Raw genomic sequence first — 11,134 nt, 5'->3', positions numbered from 1 at the left:
GCGTCTATCAGCGGGCGTAGCCGCTCCCCTATGTGCTGTGCATCCAGCTTTTCCAACTTGAAGTCTGCCTGCTGACCACTGCGATCTCTTACCACCAGCACAGGAATTTGCTCGGCAGACAGTCCGCCGCCTTGGCGCCAGACGTAAAGACCGGTCAGCAGGAGGATCAGCGACACCAGCGAAACGGTCAGGCTGGCGAGGATGTTCCAGCTTGCCCAGGTAGGGTGTCAGCGACAGGCGCTGCTCCTGACTGTCCAGCACCACGGGCTGTAATGCCCAGCTTGGCCGATCAGGCAGAAAAGCAGAAAAGCCAGACAGAAACGAGGCATCCGTGAACCTCTGGTGACCCTGCGCGTGGGCGGCTTTTAGCGTGCCGGGTGGCTGCCGCAAGGGGCAGAACACGTCAGGGGGGGAACCTGTGTTCCCCCCCTGTCCTGTGTGTCACTTTGCCTTTATGGCCGATGGCCTTCAAGCATCCTGTTCGCGTTGCCCGAGCAGGCTATCCACTGGTGGTACACGGGTATCGCTTTCCATCTGAGCGTCATGCTCCAGCTGGTGGCTGAAGCGCTCCAGCGAACCCTGTGCCGGTTGCGCATCGCTGGCGAACACCGGCGGGCTCATCATGTAGGCAGTGAGCAGGCGGCTGAGGGCCTTGAGGCTGTCGATATGGGTACGCTCGTAGCCATGGGTGGCGTCGCAGCCGAAGGCCAACAGCGCGGTGCGGATGTCATGGCCGGCGGTGACTGCTGACTGTGCGTCGCTGTGGTAGTAACGGAACAGGTCGCGGCGAACCGGTACCTCATATTCAGCTGCCAGGCGCAGCAACTGGCGCGACAGGTGATAGTCGTAGGGGCCGCCGGAATCCTGCATGGCCACGCTGACGGCGTGCTCGCTGGACTGCTGGCCTGGTGCGACCGGGGCGATATCAATGCCGACGAACTCGCTGACGTCCCAGGGCAGGGCGGCGGCGGCGCCGGAACCCACCTCCTCGGTGATGGTGAATAGCGGATGGCAGTCGATCATCGGTTGCAGGCCGTGATCACGAATCGCCTTGAGTGACGCCAGCAGGGCGGCGACGCCGGCCTTGTCATCGAGGTGGCGGGCACTGATATGGCCGCTCTCGGAAAACTCCGGTAGCGGATCGAAGGCGACGAAATCACCGACGCAAACACCCAGCGAATCACAATCAGCGCGGGTGGCGCAGTAGGCGTCCAGGCGCAGTTCAACGTGATCCCAGCTCACTGGCATGGTGTCGACGGCGGTGTTGAAGGCGTGCCCCGAGGCCATCAGTGGCAGCACGCTGCCGCGAATCACGCCGTTGTCGGTGAACAGGCTGACACGGCTGCCTTCGGCGAAGCGGCTCGACCAGCAACCCACCGGCGCCAGGCCCAGGCGGCCGTTGTCCTTGATCTCGCGGACGATGGCGCCAATGGTGTCGAGATGCACGGATACGGCGCGATCGAAACGTTCGTACTCGCTCTGGCGCCCACGCAGGGTGGCGCGAATGGTGCCGCGGCGGGTCAGCTCGAAGGGGATTTCCAGCTCTTCGAGACGTTCGGCGACGTAGCGCACGATGGTGTCGGTGAAACCGGTGGGGCTGGGGATGGCAAGCATCTCCAGCAGCACCTTCTGCATGTAGTCGAGATCGGGTTCGGGTAGTTGTTGCATGCAAGCTCCTCGGCATTCGGGTTTCCCCTCTCCCTGTGCGGGAGAGGGCCGGGGGAGAGTGGTCAGCTCGATACCTGGCTGAGCGGGAACAGCAGGTCGACGAAGCGCTCGGCGGTCGGCTGCGGCTCATGGTTGGCCAGGCCGGCGCGCTCGTTGGCTTCGATGAATACGTACTCCGGCTGATCAGCGGCGGGCACCAGCAGGTCGAGGCCGACCACGGGGATTTCCAGGGCGCGCGCGGCCTTGATGGCGGCGTCGCGCAGGGTCGGATGGAGGATCGCGGTGACGTCTTCCAGAGTGCCGCCGGTATGCAGGTTGGCGGTCTTGCGCACGGCCAGGCGCTCGCCGGCGGGCAGCACACTGTCGTAGTCGAGGCCGGCGCCATGCAGGGTGCGCAGGGTTTCGGCGTCCTTGGGAATGCGGCTTTCGCCGTCGGTGGCGGCCTGGCGGCGACGGCTCTGGGCATCGATCAGCTGGCCAATGCTGTGGCGGCCATCACCAATGATCTCGGCCGGACGGCGGATAGCCGCGGCCACCACTTCGTAGCCGATTACCAGTACGCGCAGGTCGTGACCTTCGTGATAACTCTCCAGCAGTACGCGCTGATCGAACACGCGGGCGCGTTCGATGGCTTCCTGCACCTCGCCCGGCGTACGCAGATCCACGGCCACGCCCTGGCCTTGCTCGCCATCGACTGGTTTGACCACGACCGAGCCATGCTCGGCGAGAAAAGTGGCGTTGTCCTCGGCGCTGCCGGCCAGGCATTGTGCCGGCACGCCGAGACCGGCCCGCGACAGGGTGCGATGGGGCAGGCGCTTGTCCTGGCACAGGGTCATGCTCACGGCGCTGGTCAGGTCGCACAGCGATTCGCGGCAGCGGATGCGTCGGCCGCCGTGACTGAGGGTGAACAGCCCGGCCTCGGCGTCATCCACCTGCACTTCGATGCCGCGGCGCAGGGCCTCGTCGACGATGATGCGCGCATAGGGGTTGAGCTCGGCCTGCGGGCCGGGGCCGAGGAACAGCGGCTGGTTGATGCCGTTCTTGCGCTTGAGGCTGAAGGTCTGCAACTCGCGGAAGCCGAGCTTGGCGTAGAGCTTCTTGGCCTGCTGGTTGTCGTGCAGCACCGACAGGTCGAGGTAGCTCAGGCCACGGCTCATGCCGTGCTCGATTAGGTGACGCACCAGTACCTCGCCGACACCGGGTCGGCTGCAGTGCGGGTCGACCGCCAGGCACCACAGGCTGCTGCCGTTTTCCGGGTCACGGAAGGCGCGCTGGTGGTTAAGGCCCATGACACTGCCGATCACCGCGCCGCTGTCTTCGTCCTCGGCCAGCCAGTAGGTCGGGCCGCCCTCGTTGTAAGGTGTGAGCTTGGCCGGGTCGATCGGCAGCATGCCGCGGGTCTGGTACAGGCAGTTGATGGCCTGCCAGTCGGCATCGTTCTGCGCCCGGCGAATACGAAAGCCACGGAAGCTACGGCGCGCCGGGCGGTAGTCGGTGAACCACAGGCGCAGCGTGTCGGAGGGGTCGAGAAACAGTTGCTGCGGTGCATGCGCCAGCACCTGGTGCGGGGCCGCCACGTACAGGGCGATGTCACGTTCACCGGGCTGTTCGTCCAGCAGGGATTCGGCCAGGACAGTGGCGTCGGGGTAGGTATGGCCGATCAGCAGGCGACCCCAGCCGCAATGAATGGCTTGTGGCTGACTGGGTTGGCTGCTGTGATCCTCGGCCAGGCGGGCCTGCAGACGCTCGTAGGAGGGTGTCTGACCTCGCAGCAGGCGTTGGTTGAAGGCAGTGGAGCGCATGGAATAATCCCTGTCCGTGTTCATTACGTCCGGTCTTGGCCGGATCGTCATTGAGTCGCGGCAAATCCCGGCTTTACCGGGCTACGACCATTGATCCCGCAGGAGCGGCCAAATGGCCGCTCCATTTGAGTTACAGACCCTGTTCGCTCAGCCACAGGTTGAGCGCCGCAAGCTGCCACAGCTTGGACCCGCGCAGCGGCGTGAGCTGGCTCTGCGGGTTGGTCAGCAACTGATCGAGCATGGTCGGGTTGAACAGGCCGCGATCCTGGCTGGGGTCGAGCAGCAGGTCGCGCACCCAGCCGAGGGTGGCGCCCTCCAGATGCTTGAGCCCTGGCACGGGGAAGTAGCCTTTGGGGCGGTCGATCACCTCGCTGGGGATGACCTTGCGCGCGGCTTCCTTGAGCACGTACTTGCCGCCTTCCGGCAGCTTGAACTGCGCGGGAATGCGCGCCGACAGCTCGGCCACGCGGTAGTCGAGAAACGGCGTGCGCGCCTCCAGACCCCAGGCCATGGTCATGTTGTCCACGCGCTTGACCGGGTCATCGACCAGCATCACCGTGCTGTCCAGGCGCAGCGCCTTGTCCACCGCGGCGTCTGCGCCAGGCATGGCGAAATGCTCGCGGACGAACTCGCCGGCCATGTCGCCGGTCAGCCAGGCAGGCTGCACGCAGGCCGCGTATTCGTCGTGCTCGCGGTCGAAGAAAGCCGCGCGGTAGGCGGCGAAAGCATCCTTGGCGCCATCGACTTGCGGATACCAGTGGTAGCCGGCGAACAGTTCGTCAGCGCCCTGGCCGCTCTGCACCACCTTGCAGTGCTTGGCGACTTCGCGCGAGAGCAGGTAGAAGGCGATGCAGTCATGGCTGACCATCGGCTCGCTCATGGCGCGGAAGGCCTGCGGCAACTGCTCGAGAATCTCGTGCTCGCCAATGCGCAATTGATGATGGCGGGTGCCGAAATGCTGGGCGATCAGGTCCGAATACTGGAATTCGTCGCCACGTTCGCCGCCGGCATCCTGAAAACCGATGGAGAAGGTCAGCAGGTTCTCCACACCGGCTTCGCGCAGCAGGCCGACCAGCATGCTCGAATCAACGCCTCCGGAGAGCAGCACGCCGACGTCGACCGCCGCGCGCTGACGAATCTCCACCGCTTCGCGCATGGTTTGCAGTGTGCGGTCGCGCCAATCGTCAAAACCGTAATTCACTTCCTCGCCTTGCGGGCCGAACTGCAGCGTCCACCAGGTGTGCTGCTCAACCTTGCCGTCGGCATCGACACGCATCCAGGTGGCTGGCGGCAGTTTCTCCACGCCCGCCAGGATGGTGCGCGGCGCGGGTACCACGGCATGGAAGTTCAAATAGTGGTTGAGGGCGACGGCATCCAGCGTCTTGGCGATGTCGCCACCCTGCAGCAGGGCTGGCAGCGACGAGGCGAAGCGCAGGCGCTCGCCAGTACGGGACAGATACAGCGGTTTGACGCCGAGGCGGTCGCGGGCGATGAACAGGCTTTGCTTGTCACGTTCCCAGACGGCGAAAGCGAACATGCCATTGAGCTTGGGCAGCAGCTTTTCGCCCCAGGCGTGATAGCCCTTGAGCAGCACTTCGGTGTCACCGCCGGAGAAGAAGCGATAGCCCAGCGCTTCCAGCTCGGCACGCAGCTCGGGGTAGTTATAGATGGCGCCGTTGAACACCATGGACAGGCCGAGATCGCTGTCGATCATCGGCTGGCCCGAGGCTTCGGCCAGATCCATGATCTTCAGCCGGCGATGGCCTAGGGCGATGGGACCCTGACTATGAAAGCCATGGGCGTCGGGTCCGCGAGGGGCCAGGTGGTGGGTGATGCGTTCGACTGCCGCCAGGTCCGCGGGGCGTCGATCAAAACGAAGTTCTCCAGCTATTCCGCACATAGTTCCTTACCGGTGTTGCCGTTGGGGAGTGGCTCGTGGTCGAGCCTTTTACACCAAAACAAAATAATGCTTTCATGTCAAAGTTTTGGTTGTCATTAATTGGTGCTTATGAGCGATAAAAAAGTTCCTGTTGAAATAGATTTGTCATCTGTCATGGCCTTCGAGATGCCCCTGTTTCAGGCGCTGCGGCGCTTGCAGCAGGCGGGGGAGGTGCACGCCAAGCGCCTGGGCCGCTTCGGTGGGCTGACACCCATGCAGTTGATGATCCTGCAGGTGCTGGCCAGTGAAGCGCGCCTGACCGCCAGCGTGCTCAGCAGCCGCGTCAGCCTGACGGCGGCGACGCTGTCCGGCATGCTCGATCGCCTGGAAGAGCGTGGCCTGTTGCAGCGCCAGCGCGATGATCAGGATCGCCGCCGCCAGTGGCTGTTGATCAGCGATGCGGGCCGTGAGCTGATCCAGCAAGCACCTTCGTTGATGCCACCGGAATTCAACCAGCGTTTTGCCGCGCTGGCCGACTGGGAGCGCCACAGCCTGACAGCGGCGCTATTGAGAGCGGCCGAGCTGTGCGGCGAGATGGAATGAGCTGGGCGATGACCCTAGGTTGCCAAACCGGCCTTTCGTAGGAGCCCCGCCCCGGGGCGAAGCTTTTCAATGGCGCATCGCCCCGGTTCGCGGCGGGGCGCCGCTCCTACGCATTCGCAGCGGCGACGTGTAACTGCCAGGCATCAGGCGGTGACCCCGCCTTTTTCAGAAAAAATTCAAGCGGGGTGTTGACTTAGCATCGCCGCCTGCATAAAGTGCGCGCCTCGCTAAGGCACATGGGTGATTAGCTCAGCCGGGAGAGCATCTGCCTTACAAGCAGAGGGTCGGCGGTTCGATCCCGTCATCACCCACCATAGCCTTAGAGAGAAGGACGAAAGTCCACCGACGCGCAGCGGTAGTTCAGTCGGTTAGAATACCGGCCTGTCACGCCGGGGGTCGCGGGTTCGAGTCCCGTCCGCTGCGCCATTATTTCCCAGATCGGCACCTTGTCGATTTGAGATGGCAAAGCCCGCAAGGGCGCCATCAGATGCAACAGAGTTTCAAGAGTTCTTTGGACGCAAGTCCAACCGACACGCAGCGGTAGTTCAGTCGGTTAGAATACCGGCCTGTCACGCCGGGGGTCGCGGGTTCGAGTCCCGTCCGCTGCGCCATATACGAAACCCGTCGATCGCACGATCGACGGGTTTTTTATTGCCTGTGATCCGAGGTAATCAATCGCCCTGCGGCTTTTCGTCATCTTGTCTTCACACTGGCAACGTAGCTTGCTGACGAAAGATGAAATGCCCCAGGAGAATGCCCGATGGATGACTATCAGGAAGAACTGCTCGAGCGCGACGTCCTCAGTCAGGACATGCCCGATGTGGACGACGACGCCACCGAACTCTGAGCTGCGCCGCTGGCCCTGCGCTGTGTGCGGCGGTAATCGCCCGGCGTCTGCCCGAGCCAGCGCTTGAAGGCGCGCTGGAAGGCTTCGGCCGAGGCGAAGCCGAGCAGGTAGGCGATCTCGCCAAAGGCCAGTTCGGTATCGCGGATATAGGCCGTGGCCAGGTCGCGGCGGGTGTCGTTGAGGATGGTGCGAAATTGCGTGCCTTCCTCGGCCAGCTTGCGCCGCAGCGTCCAGCTCGGCAGATGCAGGCTGCGCGCCACTTCCTGCAGATCCGGCTCGTGGCCGTGCAACAGTGGGCCGAGTAGCTGGATGACCTGTTCGCGCAGGCTGCGCGTGCGGGTCAGTTGATCGAGCTCTCGTTCACACAGCTCCAGCAGGTGCCGCCAGGTGCCAGGGCAATGCTGTGGATTGCGCAGGGCCAGGGTTTCGCTGCTCAGGCGCAGGCGATTGGCGCCAGCGCTGAACTCGACGGGGCAGCCGAACAGCGCTTCGTAGCGTTCGCCGTAGTCCGGTGCAGGAAATTCGATCTCGACCTTTTCCGCGGTGATGGATCGGTCGACCACCTGGCTCAGGTTGGTCTGCCAGCCGGCCAGCACCGAGTCCACCACGAAACGGTTGTAGGCGTTGTAGGGGCTGATGGAATAGAAATGCAGCCAGGCGCCGCGCGCATCCTCGCTGAAGCCCGAACGGCCGCGATAGTTGGCGGCGTACAACGGCTCGAAGCGGGTCAGGGTGCGTGCCGCTTCGCGCAGATCAGGCGCCTGCGCGGCGCAGATGCCGGCCAGGCCAACCTGGCTGAGGCGGCTGTGACGGCCCATCTCCAGGCCCAGGGCGGGGTTGTCGCACAGGGCAATGGCGCTATGGCCAAGGCGCATGAAGCGCGGGATCGACAGGCGTGCGCGCGGCTCGTTCAGGCGTGCGGCATCCAGACCGAACTGCTCGAGCAGGGGTTCGGGGGGCTGACCCTGTTCGCGCAGTGCGTCGGCCAGCGCCTGGGTGAAGCCGACGGAGAGATCGCCGAGGCGAACGCGTGATGCTTTTATAGCCATAGATTGATCAGTTGCGCGCCGCGCTCGCTGGCGCCTCGTTCGCTGCGTCCGGCATCGAAGGCGAGCGCCTGGGACTGACCGCTACGCTCCCACAATCGACCGCGCAGATGGACTTTCAGCCCGGCGCGAATGCCATGGGTCTGCAGTTGATCACCAAACTCGGCGTCGTCCGCCTGGCTGTCCAGATCGCTGGGCATTGCCAAGAGCTCGATGGTTTCGTCGCCAGCCGTCGTTGCCTGGCGCAACTGCTGCATGTCACCGCCGAGTAGCACGCCGAGGCGGCCGGCCGGGGTCTCCAACACTTGCACGGCGCCGGTTGTTTCGGTCGTCAGCGCGCCTGCACTGAAGGCGTGGCGTTGTGGCTGGCCGAGCGGGTTACCGGCCTGATCGAATACCAGGCTGACGTTGTACAGCGGCCCGCGACCGACTTCGAGGCGACCCCGTTCTATACGAGGCTCGGGCAGAACGATCGAGCCTGCAACCAGGGTGATCTGGTAATCGCGGGCCAGATCGCCAAACAGCTGCTGATAGTCGCGCGCCATGGCCTTGGCCTTGGTACGCAACATGGCGTCGTCCAGGCGCGCGTCGCTTCCAGCACTGAGCAGTGCGCCGAGAAAGTCCAGTGGATTACTCGCCGCCAGCCAGTGCATGGCCTGACGGCGCTCGGCGGCGTGGTAGAGCTCTTCCTTCTCGCCGACGGCGAGCAGCCAGGTGCCGATATGTTCGGGCAGCACGACGACGGTACGTTCGTTGAGCATGCCCTGCTCGCGGGCGTGATCCAGGTAGGCGGCCAGCTTCAGGCGCAGACGGGCGAGGCTCTGGTAGTCCGCTGGGAACAGCTCAGGCTGGATGCCCAGCAGGTTACCGCGCGGGCCGGGCTCGCCGATATCGAGCGCGACCTGGCTGCGCAGGTCGGACAGATAGTGGCTGCTGGGACGCTGCGCGATCCAGTGGGCGTAGCTGCCGAGACCGGTCAGCAGTGCGAGCGCGAGCAGAAGGGTGATCAGTAGGCGCATTGGTTTTTTTCGGTTTGGTTGCGGTGCAGGTTAGGTCGGTCGAGCCGTGCTGCCAACCTCTATTGCTAGTTTTGATCATTATCTTGTTAGTTTTGATCATTGAGCATGGTTGGCAGCCTCTTTATCGTCTGGCTCCATAACCGACCGCGTGACCATGAGACCGCGGCAATCCGTGAACTGCACCGCGATGTGGAGAATTCCATGACTGCTCGTTACCCGCACCTGCTGGCCCCGCTCGACCTCGGCTTCACCACGCTGAGCAACCGCACGCTGATGGGCTCCATGCACACTGGTCTGGAAGAGAAGCCGGGCGGCTTCGAGCGCATGGCGGCCTATTTCGCCGAGCGTGCCCGTGGCGGCGTTGGCCTGATGGTCACCGGCGGCATCGGCCCGAACGAGGAGGGCGGCGTGTATTCCGGCGCAGCCAAGCTGAGCACGGTGGAAGAGGCCGAGAAGCACAAGGTCGTCACCCAGGCCGTGCATGAGGCCGGCGGCAAGATCTGCATGCAGATTCTGCATGCCGGGCGTTATGCCTACAGCCCCAAATCCGTTGCGCCGAGCGCCATCCAGGCGCCGATCAATCCGTTCAAGCCGCGTGAGCTGGACGAGGAGGGCATCGAGAAGCAGATTGCCGACTTCGTCAATTGCGCTGCGCTGGCCCAACAGGCCGGTTATGACGGCGTCGAGGTAATGGGCTCGGAAGGTTATTTCATCAACCAGTTCCTGGTCGCCCACACCAACCACCGTACCGACCGCTGGGGCGGCAGTTACGAGAATCGTATGCGCCTGCCGGTGGAAATCGTCCGCCGCGTGCGCGAGGCGGTGGGGCCGAACTTCATCATCATCTATCGCCTGTCGATGCTCGATCTGGTCGAGGGTGGCAGCACCTGGGACGAGATCGTGCTGCTGGCCAAGGCCATCGAAAAGGCGGGCGCTACCCTGATCAACACCGGCATCGGTTGGCACGAAGCGCGTATTCCTACCATTGCCACCAAGGTGCCGCGCGCGGCCTTCACCAAGGTCACCGCCAAGCTCAGGGGCGAGGTGTCGATCCCGCTGATCACCACCAACCGCATCAATACCCCGGAAGTGGCCGAGCAGGTGCTGGCCGAGGGCGATGCCGACATGGTGTCGATGGCGCGCCCGTTCCTCGCCGACCCGGACTTCGTCAACAAGGCCGCCGAAGGCCGCGCGGACGAGATCAACACCTGCATCGGCTGCAACCAGGCCTGTCTGGATCACACTTTCGGCGGCAAGTTGACCAGCTGCCTGGTCAACCCGCGTGCTTGCCATGAGACCGAGCTGAACTACATCCCCACCACCACGGTGAAGAAGATCGCCGTGGTCGGTGCCGGCCCGGCTGGCCTGGCCGCTTCCACCGTCGCCGCCGAACGTGGCCATAGCGTGACCCTGTTCGATTCGGCCAGCGAGATCGGCGGCCAGTTCAACGTGGCCAAGCGCGTGCCGGGCAAGGAGGAGTTCTTCGAGACCCTGCGTTACTTCAAGCGCAAGCTGGAAACCACGGGCGTCGACGTGCGCCTGAATACCCGTGTGTCGGTGGACGACCTGGTGGCGGGCGGCTTTGACGAAATCATCCTGGCCACCGGCATTACCCCGCGTACGCCGGATATTCCGGGAATCGAGCATGCCAAGGTGATCAGCTACCTGGACGCGATTCTCGAGCGCAAGCCGGTCGGGCAGAAGGTCGCGGTGATCGGTGCCGGCGGCATCGGTTTCGACGTGTCCGAATTCATCACCCATCAGGGCAAGGCCACCAGCCTCGACCGTGACGAGTTCTGGAAGGAATGGGGCATCGATACCGCGCTTGAAGCGCGTGGTGGCGTGGCGGGCGTCAAGGCGCATCCGCACCCGGCGGCGCGTCAGGTCTTCCTGCTGCAGCGCAAGAAGTCCAAGGTCGGCGATGGCCTGGGCAAGACCACCGGCTGGATTCACCGCACCGGCCTGAAGAACAAGAACGTGCAGATGCTCAACAGCGTCGAGTACGTGCAGATCGACGATGCCGGCCTGCATATCCGCATTGCTGGTGGCGAGGAGCAGGTGCTGCCAGTCGATACCGTGATCGTCTGCGCTGGCCAGGACCCGCTGCGCGAGCTGCAGGAAGGTCTGGAGAGCGCTGGCCAGCGCGTGCACCTGGTTGGTGGCGCGGATGTCGCCGCCGAGCTCGACGCCAAGCGGGCGATCAACCAGGGCTCGCGTCTGGCTGCTGAGCTGTAATGATGACGCCCCGCCTAGTGCGGGGCGTTTGCTAT

At 64.1% G+C, this 11,134-nt stretch carries 7 protein-coding genes, 3 tRNA genes and 2 pseudogenes; 5 read left to right on the top strand and 7 right to left on the bottom strand.

Annotation, left to right across the window (positions count from 1 at the left end):
• From PSOLE_RS23985 to PSOLE_RS21340, 5 genes and pseudogenes are all read right to left on the bottom strand, one after another.
• A pseudogene (locus PSOLE_RS23985) lies at positions 1–125 on the bottom strand (IS1595 family transposase); the annotation flags it as partial.
• 3 nt (positions 126–128) lie between these two features.
• Positions 129–212, bottom strand: a pseudogene (locus PSOLE_RS25240) (hypothetical protein); the annotation flags it as partial.
• Between the two features lie 256 nt (positions 213–468).
• Positions 469–1,668, bottom strand: a complete 1,200-nt coding sequence (locus PSOLE_RS21350) for an osmoprotectant NAGGN system M42 family peptidase (RefSeq protein WP_074860136.1) — start codon at positions 1,666–1,668, stop codon at positions 469–471.
• Positions 1,669–1,730: 62 nt separating this feature from the next.
• The gene (gene ngg / locus PSOLE_RS21345) at positions 1,731–3,470 is read right to left on the bottom strand and encodes an N-acetylglutaminylglutamine synthetase (RefSeq protein WP_074860134.1); all 1,740 of its coding nucleotides are present in this window, start codon (positions 3,468–3,470) and stop codon (positions 1,731–1,733) included.
• Between the two features lie 130 nt (positions 3,471–3,600).
• Positions 3,601–5,370: an N-acetylglutaminylglutamine amidotransferase gene (locus tag PSOLE_RS21340; RefSeq protein WP_074860131.1), complete on the bottom strand. Its 1,770-nt coding sequence runs from the start codon at positions 5,368–5,370 to the stop codon at positions 3,601–3,603.
• Positions 5,371–5,478: 108 nt separating this feature from the next.
• On the opposite strand from PSOLE_RS21340, the gene PSOLE_RS21335 reads away from it, so the two are divergent.
• From PSOLE_RS21335 to PSOLE_RS21320, 4 genes are all read left to right on the top strand, one after another.
• Positions 5,479–5,952: a MarR family winged helix-turn-helix transcriptional regulator gene (locus PSOLE_RS21335; protein WP_074860129.1), complete on the top strand. Its 474-nt coding sequence runs from the start codon at positions 5,479–5,481 to the stop codon at positions 5,950–5,952.
• Positions 5,953–6,190: 238 nt separating this feature from the next.
• Positions 6,191–6,266 (top strand) — tRNA-Val (locus PSOLE_RS21330).
• A gap of 35 nt (positions 6,267–6,301) precedes the next feature.
• Positions 6,302–6,378: transfer RNA gene (locus tag PSOLE_RS21325), tRNA-Asp, on the top strand.
• A gap of 108 nt (positions 6,379–6,486) precedes the next feature.
• Positions 6,487–6,563 (top strand) — tRNA-Asp (locus tag PSOLE_RS21320).
• 193 nt (positions 6,564–6,756) lie between these two features.
• On the opposite strand, the gene PSOLE_RS21315 is transcribed toward PSOLE_RS21320, so the two are convergent.
• Entirely contained in the window at positions 6,757–7,848 is a 1,092-nt protein-coding gene (locus PSOLE_RS21315; protein ID WP_074860126.1) for an AraC family transcriptional regulator, read from the bottom strand.
• A complete protein-coding gene (locus PSOLE_RS21310) occupies positions 7,839–8,864 on the bottom strand; it encodes a carbon-nitrogen hydrolase family protein (protein WP_003461491.1) in 1,026 nt (341 codons plus the stop codon). Before PSOLE_RS21310 ends, PSOLE_RS21315 begins: the two co-directional genes overlap by 10 nt.
• A 201-nt stretch (positions 8,865–9,065) precedes the next feature.
• Between PSOLE_RS21310 and PSOLE_RS21305 the strand changes: the two genes are divergently transcribed.
• Positions 9,066–11,099, top strand: coding sequence for an NADPH-dependent 2,4-dienoyl-CoA reductase (locus tag PSOLE_RS21305; protein WP_074860138.1), 2,034 nt, complete (start codon positions 9,066–9,068; stop codon positions 11,097–11,099).
• The last annotated feature ends 35 nt before the right edge of the window (positions 11,100–11,134 follow it).

The organism is Pseudomonas oleovorans subsp. oleovorans, assembly GCF_002197815.1.
GTDB lineage: Bacteria > Pseudomonadota > Gammaproteobacteria > Pseudomonadales > Pseudomonadaceae > Aquipseudomonas > Aquipseudomonas oleovorans.
The sequence above is the reverse complement of the archived record's forward strand: the minus strand, read 5'-3'. Positions and strand labels throughout refer to the sequence as shown.